Here is a 26,534-nt window from a genome sequence, read left to right as displayed (position 1 = left end):
CTGCCAAAAAAACGTCATAGCAGCCATGCCGTTGGCCTCCTCCTGTGGATGGAGCGGGGCGGAGGCCCGCTCTTGCTCCGCGCAAACCGCTGCCATTGCTGGCTTGTCGCGTTCTCCGCCGCCGCGGCGGGATGCGCCGGTGTCGCCCGAGATCGCCTGTGGATGACGCCGCGTGGGGGACGTGGACCCTCAATCGTCCGTCGGGCTGGGTGCGGTTTTGGCTTTTTCGGCGCGCCGTTCGGCGGCGGCGGCCTCGTGGGCGGCCTTGCGCGCCTCACGTCCGGCCCGGCCCTCCACCAGCGAGGTGACGGCCCCGTGCAGCGTCGCCAGATCCTGCCGGGTGAGGCCGAGGCGATGAAAGATGTTGCGGATGTTCCGGGTGGTGGAGGGGCGCTTTTCTGGCGAACGGAAGAAGCCCGCCTCTTCCAGCGCGCCTTCCAGGTGATCGAAGAAAGCGAAAAGGTCCTGCTTGTCCGCCAGCGGCGACTTGTCCGGCGCGGCGAAGGGCAGGGCGCCCGCGCTGGCGACCTTGAACCACTCATAGCTCGCGACGGCGACGCAGGTGGCAAGGTTCAGGGAGGCGAAGGCCGGGTTGACCGGCAGCGTGAGAATGGCATCGCATAGCGATACCTCCTCCGTATAGAGCCCGGTGCGCTCGCGGCCGAACACCAGCGCCACGTCCTCTTCGGCGGAAAGGTGCTGGGCGGTTTCCTGCGCCGCGGCGTCGGCGCCCATCACGGGCTTCGCCATGCCGCGCTCGCGCGCCGTGGCGGCAAACGCATAGCGAACCCCCACGAGGGCGGAACGCAGGTCGGGGAAAACCTCGGCTGCCTCCAGAATGCGATCGGCCCCGGCGCTGAACACCCGCGACTTCTCATTGGGCCAGCCTTCGCGGGGGTTGACGATACGCAGCCGGGCGAGGCCGAAATTGCCCATGGCGCGCGCGGCCGAGCCGATATTCTCGCCGAGCTGGGGCTCAACCAGGATCACCACCGGTCCACCGGCGATCCAGGGCTTGGTACTGTCCGTTCCGGAACCTGGCATCATCTTTCTCCGCCGGCGTTATTTTCATGGGCGGCCGGCTGCATCGAGTTTGTACACATTGTCATGCAATTCATGCGAAAGGCGGGGGCATTGGCGCTTTCGCTAGGTGGCACGCCGGTGCTATAGCGGCGCCCTGGGAGGATTGCCAAAGGGCAGGCGGGCCCGAACCGCGCGCGAATACGCGAGACGAGGACCCGGACCCAGGACCCCGAGGCGACTTCTGAGACGAATTCCATCCACGCGCAGAGCACCCCCGAAAGGTCGTCCACATGGCGAAGATCAAGGTGGCTAATCCGGTCGTCGAACTCGACGGCGACGAGATGACCCGGATCATCTGGCAGTACATCAAGGACAAGCTGATCCACCCCTATCTCGACATCGACCTCGAGTATTACGACCTGTCTGTCGAGAACCGCGACGCCACCAACGACCAGGTGACCATCGACGCGGCTAACGCTATCAAGAAGCACGGCGTGGGCGTCAAGTGCGCCACCATCACCCCGGACGAAGCCCGGGTGAAGGAATTCAACCTGAAGGAAATGTGGAAGTCGCCCAACGGCACCATCCGCAACATCCTCGGCGGCGTGATCTTCCGCGAGCCGATCATCTGCAAGAACGTGCCGCGCCTCGTGCCCGGCTGGACCCAGCCCATCGTGGTGGGCCGCCATGCGTTCGGCGACCAGTATCGCGCGACCGACTTCAAGGTGCCGGGCAAGGGCACGCTGACCATCTCCTTCGTGGGTGAAGACGGCACGAAGATCGAGAAGGAAGTCTACAAGTTCCCGGGCGCCGGCGTCGCCATGTCCATGTACAACGTGGACGAGTCGATCCGTGACTTCGCCCGCGCATCGCTGAACTACGGCCTGATGCGCAACTATCCGGTCTATCTCTCCACGAAGAACACCATCCTGAAGGCCTATGACGGCCGCTTCAAGGATATCTTCCAGGAGATCTACGACGCCGAGTTCAAGGAAGAGTTCACCAAGCGCGGCCTCACCTATGAGCATCGCCTCATCGACGACATGGTGGCCTCGGCCCTCAAGTGGTCCGGCGGCTATGTGTGGGCCTGCAAGAACTATGACGGCGACGTGCAGTCCGACATCGTGGCCCAGGGCTTCGGCTCGCTCGGCCTCATGACCTCCGTACTCATGACCCCCGATGGCAAGACCGTGGAGGCCGAGGCCGCCCACGGCACCGTGACCCGCCACTATCGCGAGCACCAGAAGGGCAAGGAGACCTCCACCAACTCCATCGCTTCCATCTTCGCCTGGACCCGTGGCCTTGCCCACCGCGCCAAGCTCGATGGCAATGAGGAGCTGGCCGCCTTCTCCAAGACCCTGGAGAAGGTGTGCGTGGACACCGTCGAGTCCGGTTTCATGACCAAGGACCTGGCGCTGCTGGTGGGTGCCGACCAGAAGTGGCTGTCCACCACCGGCTTCCTGGACAAGATCTCCGAGAACCTGTCCAAGGCGCTTGCCTGAGGCATTCTTCGCGGATCAGCTCCGTGATGCGCGCATCGAACGCCGGCTCCCTCGAGCCGGCGTTTTCTTTTGTTCGGCAGTGTCGCCCTCGAGCGGCCGCGGCGAGAGTTCTCGGGTCGCGGCACTGGCGATCCGCGTGATTGCCGCGGTGCGGCGCGCGGTCGAAAGACGCGCGGAGCTCAGCTTGTCGGGCGTTTGCGGGGGTGGGGCACCAGGCGCCTCGGCCGGCGAGCAAAGATGCCCCCCGTGGGGCGCCCGGCCATTTCCGTCAGGCGGCGGCTGATGTCCGGGTAGCGCAGGGTGAGCATGTTCAGCTCTTCTTCCTCGATGGCGAGGAGCTTGCTCTTGGTCAGCGCCCGCACCGGCTGCGCACTGCCATCCGTTCCCGGCGAAATGCCGAAAACGTCGCCAGCGCCCAGCCGCACCGTTCGTTCGCCACCGGTGGATTCCAGCTCACCCTCCAGCACCACGAACAGGTGGCGCGCTCGCTCGCCGGGCCGAACAACCTGGCGCCCGCGATCGAAGCTGCGGGAATTGAAGAGCGGCAACAGGTCGCCAAGCACGCGCGCATCCAGGTCCGAAAACGGAGGCAGGCGTGAGAGCATGGAGAACGTCACCACGAAATTATGTTTCGAGATGACGTCCGAGAAGGAGCTGGCCACGATGGCGATGGGCAAGGCCAGCATGATGAGGCCGGTAACCATGGTCACCGCACCGATCATGCGGCCGATTGTGGTGATCGGAACCGTATCTCCATACCCAACCGTGGTCAGTGTCGTGATGGCCCACCACATGGATTCCGGAATGGAGCCGAACTTGTCCGGCTGCACGTTGCGCTCTACGAGGTACATGGCGGTTGCCGCCAGCAGCACGCCGGTCCACAGCAGCACAAGGCACGCAAGCAGGGCGTAGCGCTCGCGTTTCACGGCCAGATAGAGTGCATTGAAGCCCGACGAATACCGGGCCAGCTTGAGAAACCGCAGCAACCGCAGGACGAGGAGCGCCTGCGTGTCCATGGGGGCGAATTCCGCCACCAGAACCGGCGCGACCGCGAGCAGATCGATGATCGCCGCTGGTGTCGCCAGATAGTTGAGGCGTGCGCGCCACGCGGGCAGCTGCCGGCGCAGCGGATGTTCCGGCGCGACCCAAATGCGCACCAGATACTCAATTGAAAAGACGATGAGCGCGCAAAATTCGCCGAAGTTGAACCACCACTTTTCGTGCAGTTCAAAGGACGGCACGGTTCCAAGCACCGCACCGACGACGCTGACCAGCACCAGCAAGATGAGGAAGAAGTGCACTACATCCGCGGCGACGTCGCCGGGCATGTCGCGCTCCAGGATATCGAAGGTGCGTTGGCGAATTTGTTCCAGGCTCATCGCAGATCGTTCCCCGCGGAGGCCCGGACCGGCGCCCTGAGGCTCGGAGCCGGGCGGGGCAGTGACACGCACCGCGGATTACGAGCGAAAGTCCTCGCCGGTAATGACTTCAAGTGGGTCGGCATCCGAAACGCTCAGCCTCTCTCGCCCGCGCCTCGGCCGTGCGGGTCGCCACTGCATCCGGGGGCATGCCCAAGGTGCCAAGAAGCTGCGCCACAAGCTGCAGGCTGCCTTCCACCGTCTCGGGAATGACGCCGGAAACCCCGTGACCGGCCAGCCGGCAGGCATGATCGGCGTCTTTCGCCCGAGCAAGAACCGGGACATTGCCCCAACGGCGATGGATCACCTCCGCCATCCGCTCCGCTGCTGTGGGCGAATCAAGTGTCAGAACGAAGGCGATGGCGCCGTCCGCGCCCAGCCGCTCCAGAATCTCCTCACGGCCGGCATCGCCAAAATAGACCGGCCGGCCGCTGGCCCGCTCGATGGCAACGCGCCGGGGATTGCTGTCGACGGCGACGAACGGAACCTTTTCCCGCTCCAACGCCTCCGCCACCATTCCCCCCACCCGGCCAAAGCCGCCGATAATGACGTGCCCACGGGGCGCATCCAGCGTGGGCACGGCGAGATGGTCGTGTGCCCGCACTTCCAGCTTCAGGCCCAGCTTGTGCCCCAGGCCCGAAAGCACGGGGGTCGCTGCAAGTCCGAGCCCGACCACTGCGATGACGATACCGGCATCGGCGCTGCCCAGAACGCCCTTCGCCACCATCAGGCCCAGCACGACCAAGGCAAACTCGCCCGTCTGGGCCAGCAAAATTGCAGCCTCCGCCGCTTCGGCCTGCCCCACACGCATGACGCGCGCCGCAGCGAAATTGAACACCGTCTTGATCACAAGCAGCGCCACAGTGCCCGCGAGTACGAGGTGAAGATGTGGCAGAACCGCGCGAAAATTCACGCTCATGCCGACCGTTACGAAGAACACGCCAATCAGCAGGCCCTTGAACGGTTCGAGATCCACCTCAATCTGGTGCCGATAGGCGGTTTCCGAGAGCAGCATGCCCGCAAGAAACGCCCCAAGCGCGCCGGAAAGTCCCGCCGCGCGCGTGAAGGCCGCAGTCCCGACGACAACGACCAGGGTAATCGCCATGATGAGCTCGCGGGACCTGGTGCTGCCGGCGATACTCACCAGCGGCGCCATCACGAACCTGCCGGCCACGAGAATGACCGCGACCGCACCCAACGCCTTGGCCATGGCCGTGACCGCAAGGAGCAGGACGCTTCCGCCGTCGGCGATCAATTCAGTGGCGAGCAGGATGGGGACCACCATCAGATCCTGAAAGAGGAGCACGGCAATGACGAGCTGCCCGAGCGGCGCCAATGACCGATGTTCCTCAATGAGGATCTGAGTAACCACGGCGGTGGACGACAGTGCGAGCGCGAAGCCCAGCACCAACGCAACATCTGACTCAACAAATCCCGACAGTCCAACCGCGGACGCCAGCGCCGCGCCGCAGAACAGCACCTGCAGGCCGCCAATACCGAACACTTCCCGCCGAAGCGCCCACAGGCGGCTTGCTGAGAATTCGAGACCAAGCAGAAATAGGAGGAAGATGACCCCAAGCTCACCAAACGGTGCGGCCCGCTCTGGGTTTGAAATGGTGACGAAGCGCAACCAGGGTACGTCCGCCGCCCAGCTCCCGAGCCCGTGCGGCCCCAGCACGGCACCGATGAGAATGAAGCCCACGACGGCGCCAATGCGCGCGCGGTGAAAGAGTGGCACCAAAATACCGGCTGCCAGGAGATAAACGAACCCGTCCTTGAGGAAGGCGTCACCCACAGCCGCTTCTCCTCACTCAAAACACCTCAGGAGTTGCATTAATATGTGTGGCGCCAGTCGCCCCACAGCGAAATCGCGACTTGCGAAGAGCCATCCAATCGCCATCACCGGGGTGATTGCGAGAGGTCCGCGGATCAGCGCCGGTCGCGAGACCGCTGCTCAACGAAGCGCACCTGGCACCTCCGCCGCGCTGATGTCTTTCTGGACGCGCGCTCGCCCGCAGCCGGGTTCACCAACGAGGCCGAGCGCGCCCACCATAATGGACCCACGCCGCACTTTCAGCCGGCGAGCGCTGCCTCGATCGCCGCGAGAGCCGCTTCGCATTTCCCACCGTCCGGACCGCCCGCCTGGGCCATGTCCGGCCGCCCACCGCCGCCCTTGCCGCCCAGAGCTTCGGCGCCGCGTCGAACCAGCGCCACCGCATCGAACCGACCGACGAGATCCGCCGTCACACCGACCACAAGGGACGCCTTTCCGTCTGCGGCGCTGTTTGCCACCGCAACGACACCGGACCCGATCTTGCTCTTCCCTTCATCGGCGATCGCCTTCAGATCCTTGGCATCCGCGCCGGAAATCGCAATCGCAAGATACTTCGTGCCGTTAACCTCAATGACCCGCGGCCCCTGCTCCTCGCCTCCGCCGGCCATCGCCAACTTCTTGCGCGCATCGGTCAATTCGCGCTCAAGCTTGCGTCGATCCTCAACCAGAGCCGCAAGCCGCGCCTCGACCTCCGCCACAGGCGCTTTGAGGATCGACGCCGCACCCTGCAGGGCCGTATTCGCAATATTGAGGTGGTGGCGAGCGGCATCGGCCGTCAGCGCCTCGATGCGCCGCACACCAGAAGCGACAGCAGTTTCCGCAACAACGGAAACGATGCCGATATCGCCCGTCCGCCGCACATGCGTCCCGCCGCAAAGCTCAATGGAATAAGGGGAGCCGTTTCCAGCGTCGGTGCCCATGGACACCACCCGGACTTCATCACCGTACTTCTCGCCGAACAGCGCGCGCGCACCTGACGCAATGGCGTCGTCCACTGCCATGACGCGCGTTTCAACGGGCTCATTGCGCAGCACGAACCTGTTGGTGATGTCCTCGACCTCTGCGACCTCGCTCGGGGAAAGCGGCTTGGGGTGAGAAAAATCGAAGCGCAGCCGATCCGGCGCCACCAGCGAGCCCTTCTGAGCCACATGCTCGCCAAGCACGCGCCGAAGCGCCTCATGCAGCAGGTGAGTGGCCGAATGGTTCGCCCGCAATGCGGAGCGTCGGGCATGGTCCACTTCGAGCACCAGCGCGGCACCGTTCTTCAGCTCACCCGCAGTGACCTCAACCTCATGGACGAACAGGTCGCCGAGTTTCTTCTGAGTGGAAAGCACCCGCACGGCCACGCCGCCTTCGCCGCTCCACACGCCCGTGTCGCCCATCTGGCCACCGGATTCTGCGTAGAATGGCGTTTGGTTCAGCACGACTAGCCCGCGAGAACCGGCTGGTAGGCTCTCAACCTCCCCGCCATCCTTCAGTAAAGCGACGACAGCACCCTCAGCCTTTTCCGTCTCATAGCCAAGGAATTCGGTGGCACCGACCCTGTCGCGGATCTGGAACCAGACATTGTCCGTCGCCGCCTCACCGGACCCTGCCCAATTGGCGCGGGCTTCGGCCTTTTGGCGGGCCATCGCCGCGTCAAAAGCGCTAAGGTCCACCGAGATGCCGCGGGCCCTCAACGCGTCCTGCGTCAGATCGAGGGGGAAGCCGTAGGTGTCATAGAGCTTGAAGGCCACCTCACCGGGGAAGCTTGCACCCTGGACAAGGCCCGCGCTCTCTTCCTCGAGAATCGAGAGACCCCGCTCAAGCGTCCGGCGGAAGCGGGTTTCCTCAAGCAGCAGTGTCTCGCTGGCCAGCGCTTCGGCCCGCACGATCTCCGGGTAAGCCCGCCCCATCTCGCGCACGAGGGCGGGAACCAGACGGTGCATCAGCGGGTCGCGCGCGCCCAGAAGCTGAGCATGGCGCATAGCGCGGCGCATGATGCGACGCAGGACGTATCCGCGGCCCTCATTGGAGGGAAGCACGCCGTCCGCCGTCAAAAACACCGAGGCGCGCAGATGATCCGCGATAACACGGTGGCTTGCCTTCTGCGGCCCATCCGGATCGACGTTTGTGAGCTCCGCGACCTCCGCGATCAAGGCGCGCATCAGGTCGGTTTCGTAATTGTCATGCGTTCCCTGGAGGACGGCGGAGATGCGTTCCAGTCCCATACCCGTGTCGATGGACGGACGGGGCAGCACCAGCCGCTCGCCACCGGGGAGCTGCTCGTATTGCATGAACACGAGGTTCCAGATCTCGATAAAGCGATCCCCGTCCTCGTCGGGCGAGCCCGGAGGGCCACCGGGAATGTGCGGCCCGTGATCGAAGAAGATCTCGGAGCAGGGTCCGCATGGACCGGTATCGCCCATGGACCAGAAATTGTCGCTTGTTGAAATACGAATGATCTTGTCGTCGGACAGGCCAGCGATCTTCTTCCAAAGATTGTAGGCCTCTTCGTCCTCGCTATAGACGGTGACGAGCAGGCGATCCTTCGGCAGGTCGAACGAACCGGTGACCAGATTCCATGCAAGCTCGATCGCGCGATCCTTGAAATAGTCGCCGAACGAGAAATTGCCGAGCATTTCGAAGAAGGTATGATGCCGGGCTGTGTAGCCGACATTATCAAGATCGTTGTGCTTTCCGCCGGCGCGCACACATTTCTGCGCGGTCACAGCGCGCGAGTAAGCGCGCTTCTCCATTCCGGTGAAGACGTTCTTGAACTGCACCATCCCCGCATTGGTGAACATCAGGGTGGGGTCGTTGTGCGGCACCAGCGGGGATGAGGAAACCGCCTCGTGCCCGTGCTTGACGAAGTAGTCGATGAAAGTCGACCGAATCTCGTTGACGCCGCTCATGTGCCGGCCACTACCTTTAAGAGCCGGACGCGCGAGACGCAGCCGGCGATGATCACCTCGAACGAAGCGCTCGCGCTGTCGCCCGGTTCCGCGCTCACCGCCTATGCAGGCGTCACACGAGCGAAACGGAACCGGGTTCGTTTACCGGCGAGCCCGGCGCTTGTCCAGAAACCCTTGAACTCTCCGCAGCCCACGGGCGGGCCAGCGGTAAGGTTAGCCCTCCGCTGGCTCTTCGCCATCGGCATTCTCCTCCGGAGTGCCGACGAGAATTTGTTCCGCGATCAGCCCCGCATTTTGGCGGATTGCCGCTTCGATCCGGCCAGCCACCTCGGAATTCTGACGCAGGAAGGTCTTGGCGTTCTCTCGACCCTGGCCGAGGCGCTGACTGTCGTAGGAGAACCACGCGCCTGATTTTTCCACCACGCCGGCACGCACGCCGAGATCGAGCAATTCGCCCATCTTGGAGACGCCTTCGCCGTACATGATGTCGAACTCAACCTGCTTGAAGGGTGGCGCGAGCTTATTTTTCACCACCTTCACGCGGGTTTGGTTGCCCACGACTTCGTCACGCTCCTTGATCGAACCGAAGCGGCGAATGTCGAGCCGCACGGAAGCATAGAACTTCAGCGCGTTACCGCCCGTGGTGGTTTCGGGCGAACCGTACATCACGCCAATCTTCATGCGAATCTGGTTGATGAAGATGACCATGGTGTTGGACTTGGAGATCGACGCGGTGAGCTTGCGCAGAGCCTGGCTCATGAGCCGGGCCTGCATGCCGGGCTGGTTGTCGCCCATCTCGCCCTCAAGTTCCGCGCGCGGCGTGAGGGCTGCTACAGAATCCACCACCAGGACGTCGATGGCCCCAGAACGCACCAGGGTATCGGCGATCTCGAGCGCCTGCTCGCCGGCATCGGGCTGGGAGATCAGGAGGTCGTCCAGGTTGACACCCAGCTTGCGCGCGTAGACTGGGTCGAGAGCATGCTCGGCGTCGATGAAGGCGCACGTGCCTCCGCGCTTTTGGGATTCGGCGATCACGTGAAGGGCGAGGGTGGTCTTACCGGACGATTCCGGGCCGAAGATTTCGACAACGCGGCCCTTCGGAAGACCGCCAATGCCAAGCGCGATGTCGAGGCCCAGCGAACCCGTGGGAATGCTCTCAATTTCCAGCGCTTTGCCGCCTTTGCCCAGGCGCATGATCGAGCCTTTGCCGAAGTGGCGCTCGATCTGAGAAAGCGCGGCATCGAGAGCTTTGGTCTTGTCCATGGAAGAACCTTCGACGAGTCGGAGTGTCGCCTGAGTCATCGCCGCGCTCCAGTGCTGGCGCAAGGGGAAATGAGATCACCCCTTATGTACTTGCTTTGTTCCTTGTTCGCAATATGTTCTAACCAACGAAGAAGGGTGGGGCACAGTTGTAGTTTCGGTTCAGTCGTCGTCGGACCAGCGCTCGGAGCGGAAGGCTCGGGCGATCGCACCAGCGCGGGCTGTCATCAGTTCCTCTGGCGTCTCAAAGCTTTCGGGGGAGAGCGGCGCGCAACTCGCCAGCGCCTTTTCGAGAATCTGGGCTTTGGGATACTCGGGCTCACTGCGTCCGCCGTGGCCGTAATAGTCACAGCGCGCCACGCTCATAAGGCGGGCGAAACGCGTCGGGTTGTCGAAGGCGTCGATGCGCGCGAGCATGGCGGCGATCGGTCCGGCGCGCACGGCAGAGGTGCGGTGCACACGCTCGCACTCCTTCAGCGCCAGCATTGCGAGGTCGCGGCAGCTTTCGGAAACGCCGAAGCGCTTAGCCATGGCGGCAACGCGCGGTGCGCCGCGCTCAATGTGCCGGTAGTGGGCAGGCAGGTGCTCTTTGGGAGAATCGGACTTGCCGGCATTCATGACCAGCAGCGCGAAGCGGACTTCAAGCGGTGCGTTAACGGAGGCCGCTTCGTCCAGGGAGCGCAGAAGCAGCTCGCCAAGATCGACCTCGCCGGGGTCGTCGGCGATCTGCGGTACGCCGAACAGGGCATCCAGCTCCGGCAGGATAATCTCGAGCACGCCGCAGGCCCGCAGCGCACGCAGCATGGCCGAGGGTTTCGCGCCCATCAGGCCGCGCTCCAGCTCGCTCCAGATCTCGACCGGGGGCAAGCGGTCCAACGCCCCGATCTCCATCTGTTCGAACATCGCGTCGAGGGTCTCGTCGTCCGCCTCCGCGCCGTCGGAGAGCAGGGCGGCGAAGCGCAGTAGACCAAGGCCCGGATGCAACTGCACCAGGTCGGACGGGAATGGAGAAGTGTCGCGATCCATCTTTCAAGTGGATCACCATGTGCCATCGCAGTGCAAGACAAGAGTGGAGCCCGCCGCAACTTCGACCGGCTCCAGACGACCGAAACGCGGCGATGTTGGCGGATGCATGTCATCGCGGCGGTATTATCGTCGGTCGCGGATGCAGGGCTGCATTGCACCCATGTGTCGGGTGGCGGGCAACGCTGGGCCGCAATGTTCGCCAAACCGTTGCCTTTCCGGGCCTCGCAGCTGTTGCAAGAAGGCATCGCGGATCGTTTTTGATATGGCTGGACGACATAAGTTCATAATTTGTCCATAGAGCAGGACTGAGAGTGCGCTATGGTTTTTGCGAAATCGTACAGGAAGCCGGCATTGTGAGAGTTCTTGTGGCCATGTCTGCGTTTCTGGCGTCGGGTGCGCTCGGTCTCGGGCTTGCATTCAGCCAGATTGTGTCGCCCGCCCCGGCGGGGGACGTCGCCGCGGTGCCGGTTATCTCCAGTGCCGCCCCTGTTGCAAAGCCCGCCCAGCAGCCCACTTCGGGGGCCGCTGCGCCCGCAACCAATTCGTTCGCGCATGGCGCAAACGGCTCGGCGGCGCAGGCGGCAGCTGCCGCGGCGCTTCTGTCCGCGCCCGTCGCGGGGGCCGGTGCGTCGGCTGCTGCTTCAACAGTCGCACAAAGTTCGACTGCCATGAACACGCCCTCGATGAGCGCGCCCATGGCTGCCGCCCCTATGGGGGAGGGGACGCCCCCTGCCAATGCGGCCAACAGCTCCGGTCACCGTTTCCCGGCCTATACGTCGGCCAACGTGGATGGGCCCTACATCGCCATCACCTTCGACGACGGGCCCAACCCGGAAACCACCCCCAAGCTGCTGAAGATCCTGGAAGCGCGGGGCATAAAGGCGACGTTTTTCGTGGTCGGCACGCGAGCTTCGGAGAATCCGGAGCTGCTGCGCCGGATGGCCGAAGCCGGGCACGAGATCGGCAATCATTCGTGGAACCATCCGCAGCTGCCCAAGGTCAGCGTGCAGGAGGCCGATCGGCAGATCAGCCAGACCTCGGCCGCGATTCATGCCGCCATCGGCAAGGACCCGATCTATCTGCGTCCGCCCTATGGCGCGATGAACAACACGCTGCGCAAGCACATCGAGGACAAGTTCGGCCTCGCCATGGTCTATTGGTCCGCGGATTCTCTAGATTGGAAGAACCGCGATACCCAGTCCATCTATGACAAGGTGATGGCCCAGACGCGCCCGGGCGGCATCATCTTGATGCACGACATTCATGCGACCACGGTGGCGGCTGTTCCGCGTGTGGTGGATGCGCTGATCGCGAAGGGCTATAAGTTCGTGACCGTGTCTGAGCTGATTGCCATGAACCGGCCGGTTCCGCGCAAGGAGGAAGTGGCGTCCCTGACGCCGCAGCCGGCGCGCAAGAAGCCCAAGCCCCAGGCCGCCAGCGCATCCGCCAAGCCCGCAAGTGCGGCTTCCGCCAGTAGTGCGGTCGCGCCGCGTCCCGCCAGCGCGACGACCAAGCCGCGCCCGCCGGCGGCGGTCTCCACGGGCACGAGCCTCTTCTGAGCCCGGCCTGCGCCAAACATCCGTTCAAGTGGTTTCGGTCGTCGATTGCTTCATGCGAACGACGACCGAAATCATTTTAGCGGCGTGAGGCGGGCCATCAGGGCACCCGGCGAGCCTGGTCTCGGCCCCCCGCGAATCAATGCCGATGTTGCAGAAGAGTGACAGCGTCAAATCCGCATCCCCTATTCGGGGGATGCGGCGGTTGCCGAATTGCGGCAAGGGTTGACGTGCCGGTCAGGCGTCGCAGCTTGTTGGAGGGGGCTCCAACGACTGCTGGGATGCACCGCGGGCGGTGCCCTCAATAGCCCGTCCGCGGTGCATCAATCCGTTCGGAGCGGCCGGCCTCAAGGGCTGTCGAGCCCCATCCTCGCGCTAACGTTTGCCTGCATCACGGCGTTCGCCGGCGCGCTGCGGCTTGCCATTGCTGCGGGGGCGTGCTGACCCTTCGCGCCAGAAAGGAAAGCCGCGATGCCCGATCACGATTTCAATGCCCAGCGCCTGTGCGTGAGTGACGACCTGTCCGAGGGCGCGCTCGTCGCGCTGGCGCCGGAGCAGGCCCACTATGCGGCGAATGTGATCCGCCTCGCTGTCGGCGCAGACATTTTGCTGTTCAATGGGCGGGATGGGGAGTGGCGGGCGCGCCGCGTCGCCGCCGGAAAGCGCGACGTGAAGCTTGAGGTGCTGGCGCAGACGCGGCCGCAGCCTAGTGCACTCACGGTGGAATATGCCTTCGCGCCGCTGAAGCACGCGCGCCTCGACTACATGATTCAGAAGGCGGTCGAGATGGGCGCGGGCATTCTGAGCCCGGTCGTAACCCGCTACACCCAGGTTTCGCGCGTGAACCTGGAACGGATGACGGCCAACGCCGTTGAGGCTGCGGAGCAGTGCGGGATCCTGACGCTGCCGCAGGTGAGCCCGCCCCGCTCGCTCACCCAATGGCTTGCGGAGCTTCCCGCGGACCGCGTGCTGGCATTTTGCGACGAAGCGGCGGAGGAAGGCGACCCCGTCGCCGCATTGCGCCGGGCGCCGCCGGGGCCGGTGAGCGTGCTGGTGGGACCGGAGGGCGGATTCGCACCGGAGGAACGAGCGATGCTGGCCCCCCGCGCGGTCATCCTCTCGCTCGGGCCGCGCATCCTGCGCGCAGATACCGCCGCCGTGGCGGCACTCGCATTGGTAGAGGCCGCGCGGAGTGGTGCGGGGCCGGCGCGCTAGCCGTAGCGTTATGTAGTGTGAGTGCTGGACGCAGCAGGGCTGGCGTGTAATTTAGAAATAATACATCCGTCTTTCCTTCGCGCGCTGCAAGATGGTGCGGGCTAAGGAAATATCGGCCCTTCATACTGCATTGCACTCGCCGATTCGAGCCTCATTGCTGCATGTGCGTCCTCTTGTGCCCCATTTTGGACGGATTTTCGGGCAGTCTATCGCCGCTGTTGAGTGTGTGTGCCATTTTGGCTTAGCCTTTCATTATCATCTTTCGGAGGTGGCGATGACGCAGCCCTATCGATTTGGAATCGAGGAGGAGTTCTTCGTTGTCGATGCCGCAACCAAGGCGGTGCAGCGGCGGATGCCGCCGGGCTTCTACGATGCGCTGAAGGAGGAGCTCGGGGCCTCGGTCACGCTGGAGCTGCTGCAATCCCAGCTTGAGATTTCCACCCGTCCGGCGACCACCTCTGGCGGCGCGCATGATGAGCTGCGCCATCTGCGCCAGACGGTGGGGGAGGTGGCGGCGCGCCACGGTCTCGGCTTCATCGCCGCCGGCACGCACCCCACCGCCACCTGGGACGGCGCGCGCGCCACCAAGGCGAACCGCTATGACGGCTTGATGAATGACCTGCGGATGCTGGGCGAGCGCAACATGGTGTGTGGCCTGCACGTGCATGTGGAGCTGCCCGATCCGGACGAGCGGGTGGACGTGATGCGCCGGCTGGTGCCGTATGTGCCGCACTTCGTCGCCTTGGCCACGTCGTCGCCGTTCTGGGGCTCCAAGCAAACGGGGCTCATGGGCTATCGCCTGGCCGCCTATGATGAGCTGCCGCGCACCGGCCTGCCGGATATGTTCGAGAACAATGCCGACTATGAGCGGTATGTGGACGCGCTCGTCTCGGCGCGGGCGATTTCGGATTCGAGCTATGTGTGGTGGGCGATCCGCCCTTCGCGCAAGCTTCCGACGCTGGAGCTGCGCGCCCCTGACAGCTGCACGCGCATCGAGGACACGATGGCCATCGTGGCCCTCTATCGTTCGCTGGCGCGCTTCCTGGTGCGCAATCCCCACCACAATCGCGACGTGGGGGCGGTCGACCGGGCCATTGCCGATGAGAACAAGTGGCGGGCCCAGCGCTATGGCGTGCATGGCTCGTTCGTGGATCTCGCGCAGCGGCGCGCGGTTTCCGTGCGCGATGCGGTTGAGGGGCTGGTCAATCTGGTGGCGGAAGATGCGGAGGCGCTCGACTGCCTTGATGCGCTGATGCATGTGCGCACCATCGCCGAGGTGGGCACCAGCGCCGACGTGCAGATTGCCCTTTATCAGGAAGCGCAGCACCGCACCGGCAGCCGTGCCGAGGCCCTCAATGTGGTGAAGAGCTGGCTGGCGGAAGCCACGCTGCAATAGGGTCGATGCCCGGCATTTGTTCGCCGGACCGAGCGAGAGTGCCCGCGCACCCGGCCCCCGAGAGCTCTCGGGGGCTCTTCATTTGGTCGGCGCGCGACCGGCCGGCGGCGATCAGGGCTGGAACGGCACCACGGTTTGCCGCTGCTCGCCCAGCCCGGCCACGCCGAGCGTCACCACGTCCCCGGCCTTCAGGAAGTGGGGCGGCGTCTTGCCCAGGCCGACGCCGGGCGGGGTGCCGGTGGTGATGATGTCACCGGGGTCGAGCACCATGAACTGGCTGAGATAGCTGAGCAGGAACGGCACCCGGAAAATCATGGTGCGGGTCGAGCCGTGCTGCATCCGCTCGCCGTTCACGTCGAGCCACATGGGGAGATCGGAAGTGTCGGTAAGCTCGTCGGCGGTCACCAGCCAGGGGCCCACGGGGCCGAAGCTCTCGCAGCCCTTGCCCTTGGTCCACTGACCCGACCGCTCCATCTGAAAATTGCGCTCCGACACGTCATTGCAGAGGCAGTAGCCGGCGATGTGGGAAAGGGCATCCTTCTCCTCCACATAGCGCGCGCGGGTGCCGATGACGAAGGCGAGCTCAACTTCCCAATCGAGCTTGGTGGAGCCCTTGGGGATGATGATGTCGTCGTTGGGGCCGCTGAGGCAGTTCGGCGCCTTGTTGAACACCACCGGCTCGGCGGGGATGGGGTTGCCGGTTTCCTCGGCGTGGTCCGCGAAATTGAGGCCGATGGCGATGAAGTTGCCCGGCCGCGGCACGCAGGGGCCAAGCCGCACCCCCTCCGGCGCCAGCGGCAGCGTCTCAGCCTCCAGCGCGCCGAGCCGCGCCAGGCTCGCGGGGGAAAGAGCCTCGCCGGCGAGCTCGGAAACATGGCCGGAAAGGTCGCGCACCCGCCCATTGCCGTCGATGAGGCCGGGCTTCTCCGTGCCCTTCGCGCCGAAACGAACCAGTTTCATGCCAGATGCTCCTTTGTGCCCCTACGCGCCCACCTCCGGAGGTCGGCGGGCAGGCACGCTGACCTGTGGCATCGCGCCGGTCAATGGTGCGTGCGATGCAATATTTTCTCCCGCTCCGACAATATCTTCCGCAGGGGAGCGCGAGGCATCCGCCCGTTCCCGGCCTTAGATGACGCTGCGTAATATCGGAAAGATCCGGGGGAGGGCCGGGCTTCCTGTTCGCATCTGATGGCGGCTGTCTGGGCAGAAAACGGGCCAGTCTCGCTATCGCGTAGTGATTTTCGTCTCGGTGTGGCGTGGAAAGCTCATCGCCTGCAACTAAAGACTATTAGCCGCCTTTCCGCCGCTGCCGGAATACTGGCTCGGCCTTCTGGAACGCGTTGTTTGGAGGCATTCCGCTTCCGTTTTTCGCGCTGGCGTCATAAAAGGGAAGCACGACTCCGGGTAACTGCGTCGAGCACCCGCTCAGCCTGTTCGGTGGCTGACTCAGGGCGTCTTGGCTGGCCCTGGAGGGTGACTCTTGAGGGGTGGCCATGGTCGGGTTCCAAAGCGTGGAGGTCCTGGCGTGAGCGAGAGTCCGGATGCGCGACGCTATCGCGCCCTGTTTCTTTCAGACATTCACCTGGGCACCAAGGGCTGTCAGGCAGAATTGCTGCTGGATTTCCTGAAGTACCATGATGCCGACGTGATCTATCTGGTCGGTGACATCGTGGACGGCTGGCGCCTGCGCTCGTCGTGGTATTGGCCGCAGAAGCACAATGACGTGGTGCAGAAGCTGCTGCGCAAGGGCCGCAAGGGCACGCGCATTGTCTACCTGCCCGGCAATCATGACGAATTCCTGCGCGACTATTACGGCACCCACTTCGGCGGCATCGACGTGGTGGAAACCGCCATTCACGAGGCGGCCGACGGTAAGCGCTATCTGGTCATTCATGGCGACGTGTTTGACGTGGTGGTGCGCCACGCCAAGTGGCTCGCCTTCATGGGCGACTGGGCTTATTCCACCGCGCTGATGGCCAACACCTATGTGAACCGCGTGCGCCGCAAGCTCGGCCTCACCTACTGGTCGCTCAGCCAGTGGGCCAAGCTGAAGGTGAAGAACGCGGTGAACTATATCGGCAAGTTCGAGGAGGCCGTGGCCGACGAGGCCAAGCGCAACTCGGTGGACGGCGTCATCTGCGGACATATCCACCACGCGGTTATTCACGATCAGTTCGGCGTGCGCTATGTGAACTGCGGCGATTGGGTGGAGAGCTGCACCGCCATCGCCGAGCATGACGACGGCCGCTTGGAGATCATCTGCTGGACACGCAATTTGAAGGCTGCGCCGGACAGCGAGTCGGATCTGGTGGATGGGCAGGCCCGGGCGGCCGCCTGATGCGCGTTCTCGTCGCGACGGATGCCTGGCATCCGCAGATCAATGGCGTCGTGCGCTCGCTGGAGTACACCGCGCGCGAGGCGGAGCACCTGGGGGCGGAGCTGATGTTCCTCTCTCCCCAGGAATTTCGCACCATTCCCATGCCTACCTACAGCGAAATCCGTCTCGCTCTGGCCACGCCGCGCATGATCATGCGCCGCATCGAGGCCATGCAGCCGGACTTCGTGCATATCGCGACCGAGGGGCCCATTGGCATCCTGGTGCGGCGGGCCTGTATCGCCTCGCGGCGTACGTTCACCACCTCCTATCACACCAAGTTTCCCGAATATCTGGCGGCCCGCGCCCCGGTGCCCGAGCGCTGGACCTATGCGTGGCTGCGCTCGTTCCACAATGCGGCCGGCGGCGTCATGGTCTCCACCGCCACGCTGGAGCGGGACCTGGCGGCGCGCGGCTTCAAGCGCCTCATGCGCTGGTCGCGCGGGGTCGACGCGGACCTGTTCCGCCCCCGGCCCGAGGCGACGCTGAACATTCCGCGCCCCGCCTTCCTGTTCGTGGGCCGTGTGGCCGTCGAGAAGAACATCGAGGCCTTTCTCGATCTCGACTTGCCGGGCTCGAAAGTGGTGGTGGGCGGCGGTCCCGCTTTGGAGATGCTTCGGGCGCGCTACCCAGACGTGCATTTCCTGGGCCCCAAGGAGGGGGAGGAGCTGGCGCAGGCCTACGCCGCCTGCGACGTGTTCTGCTTCCCCAGCCGCACCGACACCTTCGGCATCGTGCTGCTGGAGGCGATGGCCAGCGGGCTGCCGGTGGCGGCCTATCCGGTGACCGGTCCGCTGGACGTGCTGGAAGGCGCGACCGAGCAGGTGGGCGTGCTGGACGAGGACCTGCGCACCGCATGCATGAAGGCGCTGGAGCTCTCGCCCGCCGCCGCGCGGCGTTTCGGCGAGCGCTATACGTGGCGCGAAAGTGCTCGGCAGTTCCTCGATAACGTGCTGATCGCGCACGATATCGGTCCCATCGCGCGGCGCTATCGCCTTCGCCTGCGGCGTCGGGTAGCTTCGGAGGCATGAGCACCCCTCTTTCCCTTCCGACCGCCGCCGATGTGGATGCCGCCGCCGCCCGCCTCAAGGGCGTGGCGGTGCGCACGCCCCTCGTGTTTTCCCCCGTCCTCAGCGAGCGGGTCGGTGCGCGCGTGTTTCTGAAGCCCGAAACCCTGCAGCGCACCGGCTCTTTCAAGTTCCGCGGCGCCTATAACCGCATCGCGCAGATCCCGCCGGAGGGTCGGGCCGCCGGGGTGGTGGCGTGCTCTTCCGGGAATCACGCCCAGGGTGTGGCGGCCGCCGCGCAGCTCTTGAACATGCCCGCCGTGATCGTGATGCCCCACGATGCGCCGGCTCTGAAGCGCGAGCGCACGCTGGCGCTGGGTGCCGAGGTGGTCGGCTATGATCGCGCCACCGAGGATCGGGACGCCATCGCCCGCGCCATCGCCGCCGAGCGCGGCGCGGTAATGGTGCCGCCCTATGATGATTGCGATGTCATCGCCGGCCAGGGCACCGTGGGGCTGGAGATCATTGAGGATCTCGCCGCGCAGGGTCTGAAGCCGGACCTGGTTGCCGCCAACACTTCCGGTGGCGGGCTCATCGCGGGCATCGCCCTGGCGGTGAAGTCACGCGACGCCGCCGCGCGGGTGGTGGCCTGCGAGCCGGCGGGGTTCGACGACCATGCCCGCTCCTTCCGCTCAGGGGTGCGCGAGCGCAATGCCGCCCCAACCGGCTCCTTCTGCGATGCGCTCCTGGCGCCGACGCCGGGCGAGATCACCTTTGCCATCAGCCGTGAGCTGGTCGGCGAGGCGGCGTCCGCCGACGATGCGGAGGTTGCCCGCGCGGTCGCCTATGCCTTCACGGAGCTGAAGCTGGTGGTGGAGCCGGGCGGTGCCGTGGCCCTGGCCGCGCTGCTGGAGGGGCGCCTGCGCGCGGAAGGAACCATCGTCGTCGTTCTGTCCGGCGGCAATGTGGATGCGGACACCTATCTGCGGTGTCTGAGGGGGTAGCGCCAGCCGCAAAACCCTCCCGGCGTTCCGCTTCTCAAAGGGCAGGATGCCGCGCAGCGCCTCCCGCAGGCGTTCGCTTGTGAAAGGCGCATCAAGCGTCGTCGCTTCGCGCGTTTTGCTTCATCGGCCGATCGCCGTTGCGCGCGGGGGCGCCTTGCTCCATCAGCCCAGCGCGATGCCGGGCACATCGTGAATAGCCGCACCCCCATGTCCTCCCGCGCGCCAAAGATCGAACCGGACAGCGTCCCTCCTCGCGAGGCGGGCGCGGGGGAGGCCCATAAGCCGCGCATTGATCTGAAGGTCGCCCTCGCGGCAGCCTTCGCCACCTTCTATCTGCCGCTGGGCATCCAGATGCCCTATCTGCCGCTATGGCTTCAGCACCGCGGTCTGGACCCGCAGGAAATCGGCATCGCCATTGCCGTGCCACTGGTGACGCGCCTGTTCGCCACGCCGGTCCTGGGTTTCCTGTCTGATCGGGTGGGGCGGCCACGAGCGGTGCTGACCACGCTCGCCCTCATGACCACGCTGACCACTGGCCTGCTGGCGCTGTGCGTGGATCCGTTGACCATCTTCATTGCGGCGGGGCTCATTGCCATCAGCTGGAATCCGAGCTTCGCGCTCTTGGATTCGTACGCCTCGCGCCAGGCCCGCGCGGGACGGGCGGATTACGGCCGCTCGCGGCAGTGGGGCTCGGGGGCGTTCCTGGTCGCGAACGTGCTCGGGGGCGTCGTCATCACGGCCACCGGGGCGGGGTCGGTGGTGTTGTGGATCGTGCTCGGGCACCTCTGCTATCTGCTGGTGTCCCTGACCCTGCCGGAATTGCCGCCGCCGCCGCGCCCCGCGCACCACGAACAGGGGCGCGAGCGGGTGCCGCTGGTGCTGGCGCTGGGCGTCGTGGCCGTGGCCCTGGTTCAGGCGAGCCACGCGCTGCTCTATGCATTCGCCTCCGTGCATTGGCGGGCGGAGGGCTGGTCGCTCACCACCATCGGCCTGCTGTGGGCCACGGGGGTGGCGGCGGAAATCGTCTTGTTCCGCTTCGGCACGCGGCTCATGGGCCGGTTTGGGCCGTTCCAGCTCATCGTCCTGGGCGGGTTCGCGGCCTTGCTGCGGTTCGGCGTCATGGCGTTCGATCCGCCCCTGGCGCTGTTGTTCCCGCTGCAGCTGCTGCATGGCTTTACATTTGGCGCCACCTATCTCGGCATGGTGGAGATGGTGGCGCGCGGCGTCAGCGCGCACCGCTCGGGTTCGGGCCAGTCGCTGGCGGCGTGGACGGTGAACATCTTCATGTCGGCGGCGACGGTCGCCTCCGGCCCCCTTTGGGTGGCGATGGGCGCGAAGGCGTTCGCGGTTTCCGCAGGGCTCGGCCTGCTGGGAGCCGTGCTTGCCCTGGCTCTCCGCCGCCGGGTGGGATGGCCTCAGCCCCACAGCTCCGGCGTGGGCGGATAAACGGTGGCGCCATCATAATGAAGGCCCGGCACGCGGTCGCGCGCCAGCAGAAGCGGCCCGTCCAGGTCCACCACCTGCGCGCGCTGGGCCACCAGCAGGGCCGGGGCCATGGCGAGGGAGCTGGCCAGCATGCAGCCCACCATCAGCTTGAAGCCCAGGCGCTCGGCCTCGTCCGCCAAAGCCAGCGCCTCGGTGAGGCCGCCGGTCTTGTCGAGCTTGATGTTGACGGCATCATAGCGCCCGCGCAGCGCCGCCAGGCCCGCCCGATCATGAACGCTCTCGTCGGCGCAGATGGGGACGGTGTGGGGCAGCCGCGCCAGGGCCTCGTCGGCGGCAGCGGGCAGGGGCTGCTCCACCAGCTCGACGCCCACATCCGCGCACGCCTGGAGCAGCCCCGGCAGGGCATTTTCATCCCAACCCTCATTGGCATCGACGATGAGGCGGGCCCGCGGCGCGGCGGCGCGCACCGCCGCGAGCCGCTCGGGATCACCCGGCGCACCCAGCTTCAGCTTCAGAAGTGGGCGGTTGGCATGGGCTGCAGCTTGGGCCATCTCGGCTGGGGCGGCGAGGCTCAAGGTGAATGCGGTCTCGAGCGGGCGCGGGGCCGGCACGCCCGCGAGAGTAGCGGCGGGGATGCCCTTCAGCTTTGCCTCCAGGTCCCAAAAGGCGCAGTCGAGCGCATTGCGCGCCGCGCCGGCGGGCAAGCGCGCCTGAAGCCCCGCGCGATCCAGTCCGGCGGCGATCTCCGGCGCAAGGCTTTCCACCAGCGCGCGGACACCGTCAACGGTTTCAGAATACCGCGCATAGGGCACGCACTCGCCGCGCCCGCGGGCACCATCCGTATCGATCTCAGCCACCACCACGACCGCCTCGGTCTTGGAGCCGCGGGCGATGGTGAAGGTGCCATGGATGGGGAAACGTTCAACGCTCACGGTCAGGCGGGGCATGGCGGGTCCGGTTGCTGCAAGGTGTGCCTGAAATGCCGACACGGCCGAAAATCGGCTTGGGGAATGGCGCGAAGGGCAGCGGCATCGAAGGGCGATGTGGTAAGGAAGGCCGGCAGCTGAGGCGCATAAGCGGAATCGTAGTGCGATTCGGCCGTGCGTGCCGCTGGCAAAATGACGTGGAAGCCGGGGCCTCCCGGTGGCCTGTTGCGGGCGTCCGCTGCAAGAAGGCGGGTTCAAGAGCAGGAGAATGCGTCCACGGGGGTGATGCATTCCACCCGCCCCTGAAGAGACAACCGGGTCCTGGAGAGGTCGCGTTGCCCCATACCTCGTTGATTTCCGTGCATACCCAGGACGATCGCCTGACCGTGGCGGGACGGGGTGCGTGGACGTCCGAGCATGCGAACGAGCTGGAAACCGCCGTGGGCGACGCGGTTGCCACCTACCCCTCACCCAAGGGGGTTGATTTCGACCTCGCTGGCGTCGAGCGCATGGACACGTTCGGCGCGCTGCTGTTCGAGCGGCTGCGCCGGGCCTGGGACGAGAAGGGCATCGCAACCAGCATCCAGGGTCTCGCGCCGCGCTATAAGATCCTGCTGGAGGAGATGGCCCGCGCCGGCCGCGACCAGCGCCCGGCCCCCCGCCGGCAGGAAGCCGTTCTGGAGCGAGTCGGCCACGAGGTGGTGAACACCGGCGCCGACGCCTTGGCGCTCCTCAATTTCATCGGCGCCACCATCGCCGCCATGCTGCGGGTGCTGGCAAAGCCCCGTACCTTCCGCTTCACCGCCATGGTGAACCAGCTCGATCGGGTCGGCTTCCGGGCCGTGCCGATCATCATGCTCATCACCTTCCTCATCGGCTGCATCCTGGCGCAACAGGGCATCTTCAATTTCCGGCGCTTCGGCGCGGAAATCTATGTGGTCGACATGGTGGGCGTGCTGGTGCTGCGCGAACTGGGCGTGCTCATCGTCGCCATCATGATCGCCGGCCGCTCCGGCAGCGCCTACACCGCCGAGCTCGGTTCCATGCGCATGCGCGAGGAGATGGACGCCCTGCGCGTGATGGGCTTCGACCCCATCGAGGTGCTGGTGGTGCCGCGCATCATGGCGCTGGTCATCGCCCTGCCGCTGCTCACCTTCATCGGCTCCATGGCGGCCATCTTCGGGGCCGGGCTGGTGTCGTGGGGCTATGGCGGCATCACGCCGGAAATCTTCATGCAGCGGCTGAAGAGTGCCATCGACCTCGACCAGTTCAATGTCGGCATGATTAAGGCGCCGTTCATGGCCGCCACCATCGGCATCGTCGCGTGCCTGGAAGGCATGCGCGTGGGTGGCAGCGCGGAATCCCTCGGCGCGCACACCACCGCATCCGTGGTGAAGGCGATCTTCCTGGTGATCGTGATGGACGGCGTGTTCGCCATGTTCTTCGCCGCGATCAATATGTGAGGCGGGGATGGATACGCAGCCCACTCCCGCCGCAGCCCCGCTCGCCAATGGCAAGGAGGCCATCATCAAGGTCCGCGACATCGTCGTGGGTTTCGGCGATCGCATCATTCTCAACCATCTGGATCTCGACGTGTACCGCGGCGAGATCCTCGGCTTCGTCGGCACCTCCGGTGGCGGCAAGTCGGTGCTCACCCGCACCATCCTCGGCCTGGTGCCCAAGCGCTCCGGCATGGTGGAGGTGTTCGGAGAGAACCTGGACGACCTCAACGAGAGCCAGCGCTCCGCCGTGGAGCGGCGCTGGGGCGTGCTGTTTCAGCAGGGCGCGCTGTTCTCGTCGCTCACGGTCAAGCAGAACATCCAGTTTCCGCTGCGGGAAAACCTGAAGCTCTCCCAGCGCCTGATGGACGATATCGCCTTCGCGAAGATCGAGATGGTGGGCCTGAAGCCGGATGTGGCGGAAAAGCTGCCCTCGGAGCTTTCCGGCGGCATGATCAAGCGCGCGGCGCTGGCGCGCTCGCTGGCGCTCGATCCGGAAATCCTGTTTCTGGACGAGCCCACATCGGGCCTTGATCCCATTGGCGCGGGCGATTTCGACGAGCTTATCCGCACACTGCAGCAAACTTTGGGACTTACCGTTTTCATGGTAACGCACGATCTGGATAGTCTGCACTCGGTCTGCGATCGCATAGCGGCCCTGGCAGAGGGGAAAGTGATCGCGCAGGGCACAATCGAAACCATGATGCAGGCGACGCATCCGTGGCTGCGGGCCTATTTTCACGGCTCGCGGGCGCGGGCGGTGCAGCGGGGACGTGGCTGATCTCGGCGCCAGGCGGCGGGCGAGCAAGGTCGGGGGCAGGGCAACCGAGAGCAAGGCATGGAAACACGGGCCAATTACACCATCATCGGAGCCTTCACGCTCGCCGTCATCGTGGCGGCGTTCGGCTTCGTGTACTGGTTCGCCGGGCCACAGGATTCCAGTGCCCGCAAGGTTTACGAGATCGTCTTCGACAATTCCGTCGCGGGCCTGCGGCAGGGCAATGCGGTGCTGTTCAACGGCATCCCGGTGGGTCAGGTGCAAAGCCTGCACTTGGTGCCCGACCAGCCGGGGCAGGTGCTGGTGCGCGTGAGCGTCGACAAGACTGTGCCGGTGCTGTCCGATGCGCGGGCCGGGCTGGAATCCCAGGGCATCACGGGCATCGTGGCCGTGGGCATCCGTGGCGGCAAGCCCGATGCGCCGCCTCTGCCCATCGGACCCGACGGCTATCCGCGCATCCCGGCGGACGGGGGCTCGGGCATTTCCGGCCTCGTGAACTCCGCGCAGGGCGTGGCCCGCAAGATCGAAGTGGTGCTCCAGGCCATCAATCCCGATGAGATCGCCTCCATCATCAAGAATGTGGATGTGTTTTCCAAGGCCGTGGCCGACCGTTCCAATGATGTCGGGGTGCTGATCGACCAGTCCAAGGCCCTGGTGACGCAGCTGAACGACGTCGCCACGAAGGCGGACGCCGTGGTGGCGAACCTGAAGAGCGCGACCGAGGACAAGAACGGCCTGCTGGCCCAGGCCACGGATGCCGCCTCTTCGGTGCGGCAGCTGGCCGATAATCTGGACCAGCGCACGGCTCTCCTGACCAGCGAGATCAGCCGCTTCACCGGTCCCGGCCTGCGCCAGTACGAGGCGCTCGCCGTGGACGGGCGCAGGACGCTTTCCGAGATCGAGCGCGTTCTGCGGAGCATCGAGCGCAATCCGCAGCAATTCATAACGGGCGGGGGCACTTCGGTGCCGACCTATAGGCGATGAGCAGGGCCATGACCGACGCGCGCGGGAACAGTTTCGCTTTTCTGAGCCGCCTTTTTGGGGGGCGCGGAAGGGCCTGGACCGCACAAGCGGGGGCGCTGGCGCTCGCGCTGCTGGTGTCCGCCTGTGGCTCGACGCCGACGCCCACCTTCAACCTTTCCGCGCCGCAGGGCTTCTCCGCCGGCGGCAGCGGCAACAGCCAGCTGGTGGTGGCGGCGCCCTATGCGCTCGCGGCGCTCAACACCGACAAGATTTTCGTGGAGCCCAGCCCGGGGCAGATCGCCTATCTCGGCGACGCCCAATGGGGCGACAATCTGCCCTCCCTGCTGCAGGCGCGCATCATCCAAGCCTTCGAGAATGGCAGCAAGCTGAAGCGCGTGGCGCGCCCCGGCGAGGGCGTGGTGGCAGAGTATCAGCTCACCACTGAAATCCGGGTGTTTGGCCTGCGCATCACGCCGGAGGGGCCGGTGGCCGTGGTTGAGCTGTCGGCGAAGCTGATCGGCAATCAGAGCGGACGCATTCTGGCGGCTCAGGTGTTCAAGGGGCAGGCGCGGGCCGCCGACTCCTCCGGTCCCGCTGCCACCGCCGCGCTGGATGAGGCCTCCAACCAGGTGCTAACCGCACTCGTGCGCTGGGCTTCCGGGAAGATGTGAGAGGCTCGATCGCCTTCGGGCGATGGCGGTGCTGCGGTCCCACGCGCTGAGGTGTGGGTATTGCACTCTTGTATGGTCGTGGAAGGAGCCCCGTTTTGGCGGCCTTCCGCCTTTTGAGGCGACGGCGGCCTGAATTGGCTCGGAAGTTTCCCGGCTACGGGAGCGGTGTGGCGAAAACGCTCAACACCGCGCTGGGAGCAAAGCCCGGATCACGTGCGAAACTGCTGTCGGGTGCCGTGGCAGCGGCAAAGGCCCCTTCCCGGAGGGAGACCGCCGCCTAATCCTCAGCGCGAAAGCTCCTTGGAGTAGGGACGGCATCTTCCGACGCTTGGCCGAGATATCGACGCGCGATGCGAGGGTGTTTCGCGGAACGGGCGGCTTTATGCTGGAGCCCCCGGAGTGCGTTGACCCGGCCGCTCACCCACCGGCTCCACGAGGGGACGAGCGTTCCGCACGCTATGTCTTCAACGGGGCTGCGGGAAGTCTTTGCTCCGATCTTCCCTGGTCAAGAAATCGCAGGGCCCGAGAAACCACAAGGCCGAGGATGCGCGGCCTCCAAGGCGATCTTTCCCCTGATGGAGAAAAAAGCACGCACAGGCGGACTCAGCGCGGGCCGGCAGTCCCTGCGCGTGCCCGCGAGAGACGGAGCAGAAAGCCGAGGGGCGGGCGCGGCTGCACCTGCCGGACGGCTTTTTTGCTGGGCGACATAAGGCCCATGACGGGCCGAGCGGCCCCGGCCCCA

At 65.5% G+C, this 26,534-nt stretch carries 21 protein-coding genes; 13 read left to right on the top strand and 8 right to left on the bottom strand.

The annotated features are described in order from the left end of the window. Positions 1–189: 189 nt before the first annotated feature. Positions 190–1,047, bottom strand: a complete 858-nt coding sequence (locus L0966_RS03275; RefSeq protein WP_234050405.1) for an RNA methyltransferase — start codon at positions 1,045–1,047, stop codon at positions 190–192. Between the two features lie 266 nt (positions 1,048–1,313). Between L0966_RS03275 and L0966_RS03270 the strand changes: the two genes are divergently transcribed. Continuing rightward, positions 1,314–2,525: an NADP-dependent isocitrate dehydrogenase gene (locus tag L0966_RS03270; RefSeq protein WP_234050404.1), complete on the top strand. Its 1,212-nt coding sequence runs from the start codon at positions 1,314–1,316 to the stop codon at positions 2,523–2,525. A 179-nt stretch (positions 2,526–2,704) separates the two neighbouring features. Here L0966_RS03270 and L0966_RS03265 read toward each other — a convergent pair whose 3' ends face one another. From L0966_RS03265 to L0966_RS03245, 5 genes are all read right to left on the bottom strand, one after another. Continuing rightward, positions 2,705–3,904 (bottom strand): cyclic nucleotide-gated ion channel, encoded by a 1,200-nt coding sequence (locus L0966_RS03265; RefSeq protein ID WP_234050403.1) that lies wholly within the window; start codon positions 3,902–3,904, stop codon positions 2,705–2,707. Positions 3,905–4,013: 109 nt separating this feature from the next. Beyond that, entirely contained in the window at positions 4,014–5,738 is a 1,725-nt protein-coding gene (locus tag L0966_RS03260) for a cation:proton antiporter (RefSeq protein ID WP_234050402.1), read from the bottom strand. A 278-nt stretch (positions 5,739–6,016) separates the two neighbouring features. Then, the gene (gene alaS, locus L0966_RS03255; RefSeq protein WP_234050401.1) at positions 6,017–8,671 is read right to left on the bottom strand and encodes an alanine--tRNA ligase; all 2,655 of its coding nucleotides are present in this window, start codon (positions 8,669–8,671) and stop codon (positions 6,017–6,019) included. 213 nt (positions 8,672–8,884) lie between these two features. After that, positions 8,885–9,973: a recombinase RecA gene (recA, locus tag L0966_RS03250; protein ID WP_234050400.1), complete on the bottom strand. Its 1,089-nt coding sequence runs from the start codon at positions 9,971–9,973 to the stop codon at positions 8,885–8,887. Positions 9,974–10,093: 120 nt separating this feature from the next. Then, the gene (locus tag L0966_RS03245; protein WP_234050399.1) at positions 10,094–10,957 is read right to left on the bottom strand and encodes a tRNA nucleotidyltransferase; all 864 of its coding nucleotides are present in this window, start codon (positions 10,955–10,957) and stop codon (positions 10,094–10,096) included. A 102-nt stretch (positions 10,958–11,059) separates the two neighbouring features. On the opposite strand from L0966_RS03245, the gene L0966_RS03240 reads away from it, so the two are divergent. From L0966_RS03240 to L0966_RS03225, 4 genes are all read left to right on the top strand, one after another. Then, complete coding sequence (locus tag L0966_RS03240; RefSeq protein WP_234050398.1) at positions 11,060–11,218, top strand: hypothetical protein; 159 nt, start codon at positions 11,060–11,062, stop codon at positions 11,216–11,218. 434 nt (positions 11,219–11,652) lie between these two features. Further along, the gene (locus L0966_RS03235) at positions 11,653–12,516 is read left to right on the top strand and encodes a polysaccharide deacetylase family protein (RefSeq protein WP_234050397.1); all 864 of its coding nucleotides are present in this window, start codon (positions 11,653–11,655) and stop codon (positions 12,514–12,516) included. A 468-nt stretch (positions 12,517–12,984) separates the two neighbouring features. Then, positions 12,985–13,728, top strand: coding sequence for a 16S rRNA (uracil(1498)-N(3))-methyltransferase (locus tag L0966_RS03230; protein ID WP_234050396.1), 744 nt, complete (start codon positions 12,985–12,987; stop codon positions 13,726–13,728). Between the two features lie 274 nt (positions 13,729–14,002). Then, positions 14,003–15,124, top strand: coding sequence for a carboxylate-amine ligase (locus L0966_RS03225; RefSeq protein ID WP_234050395.1), 1,122 nt, complete (start codon positions 14,003–14,005; stop codon positions 15,122–15,124). Positions 15,125–15,235: 111 nt separating this feature from the next. On the opposite strand, the gene L0966_RS03220 is transcribed toward L0966_RS03225, so the two are convergent. Then, entirely contained in the window at positions 15,236–16,084 is an 849-nt protein-coding gene (locus L0966_RS03220) for a fumarylacetoacetate hydrolase family protein (RefSeq protein WP_234050394.1), read from the bottom strand. A 565-nt stretch (positions 16,085–16,649) separates the two neighbouring features. On the opposite strand from L0966_RS03220, the gene L0966_RS03215 reads away from it, so the two are divergent. The 4 genes from L0966_RS03215 (at position 16,650) to L0966_RS03200 (ending at position 20,955) form a co-directional block, all read left to right on the top strand. Further along, positions 16,650–17,462: a UDP-2,3-diacylglucosamine diphosphatase gene (locus L0966_RS03215; RefSeq protein ID WP_234050393.1), complete on the top strand. Its 813-nt coding sequence runs from the start codon at positions 16,650–16,652 to the stop codon at positions 17,460–17,462. After that, positions 17,462–18,529, top strand: a complete 1,068-nt coding sequence (locus L0966_RS03210) for a glycosyltransferase family 1 protein (protein WP_304945414.1) — start codon at positions 17,462–17,464, stop codon at positions 18,527–18,529. Before L0966_RS03215 ends, L0966_RS03210 begins: the two co-directional genes overlap by 1 nt. Beyond that, positions 18,526–19,509 carry a threonine/serine dehydratase gene (locus L0966_RS03205; RefSeq protein WP_234050392.1) on the top strand — a complete coding sequence of 328 codons (984 nt, stop codon included), beginning with the start codon at positions 18,526–18,528 and terminating at the stop codon, positions 19,507–19,509. Before L0966_RS03210 ends, L0966_RS03205 begins: the two co-directional genes overlap by 4 nt. Positions 19,510–19,698: 189 nt before the next feature. Then, positions 19,699–20,955 carry an MFS transporter gene (locus tag L0966_RS03200; protein WP_234050391.1) on the top strand — a complete coding sequence of 419 codons (1,257 nt, stop codon included), beginning with the start codon at positions 19,699–19,701 and terminating at the stop codon, positions 20,953–20,955. Here L0966_RS03200 and dgcA read toward each other — a convergent pair. Continuing rightward, complete coding sequence (gene dgcA / locus L0966_RS03195; protein ID WP_234050390.1) at positions 20,925–21,902, bottom strand: N-acetyl-D-Glu racemase DgcA; 978 nt, start codon at positions 21,900–21,902, stop codon at positions 20,925–20,927. The genes L0966_RS03200 and dgcA overlap by 31 nt on opposite strands. Positions 21,903–22,216: 314 nt before the next feature. On the opposite strand from dgcA, the gene L0966_RS03190 reads away from it, so the two are divergent. Genes L0966_RS03190 through L0966_RS03175 form a run of 4 tightly spaced genes read left to right on the top strand, consistent with a single transcriptional unit; the run spans position 22,217 to position 25,792 of the window. Next, the gene (locus tag L0966_RS03190) at positions 22,217–23,344 is read left to right on the top strand and encodes an MlaE family lipid ABC transporter permease subunit (protein ID WP_370640606.1); all 1,128 of its coding nucleotides are present in this window, start codon (positions 22,217–22,219) and stop codon (positions 23,342–23,344) included. 7 nt (positions 23,345–23,351) lie between these two features. Further along, complete coding sequence (locus L0966_RS03185; protein ID WP_234050389.1) at positions 23,352–24,161, top strand: ABC transporter ATP-binding protein; 810 nt, start codon at positions 23,352–23,354, stop codon at positions 24,159–24,161. Positions 24,162–24,218: 57 nt separating this feature from the next. Further along, complete coding sequence (locus L0966_RS03180; protein ID WP_234050388.1) at positions 24,219–25,142, top strand: MlaD family protein; 924 nt, start codon at positions 24,219–24,221, stop codon at positions 25,140–25,142. An 8-nt stretch (positions 25,143–25,150) separates the two neighbouring features. Beyond that, positions 25,151–25,792, top strand: coding sequence for an ABC-type transport auxiliary lipoprotein family protein (locus tag L0966_RS03175; RefSeq protein WP_234050387.1), 642 nt, complete (start codon positions 25,151–25,153; stop codon positions 25,790–25,792). Positions 25,793–26,534 lie beyond the last annotated feature (742 nt).

Origin of the sequence: Xanthobacter sp. NM-59 (assembly GCF_021401125.1) — a bacterium.
GTDB lineage: Bacteria > Pseudomonadota > Alphaproteobacteria > Rhizobiales > Xanthobacteraceae > Xanthobacter.
This window is presented reverse-complemented; position numbering and strand designations above follow the sequence as displayed.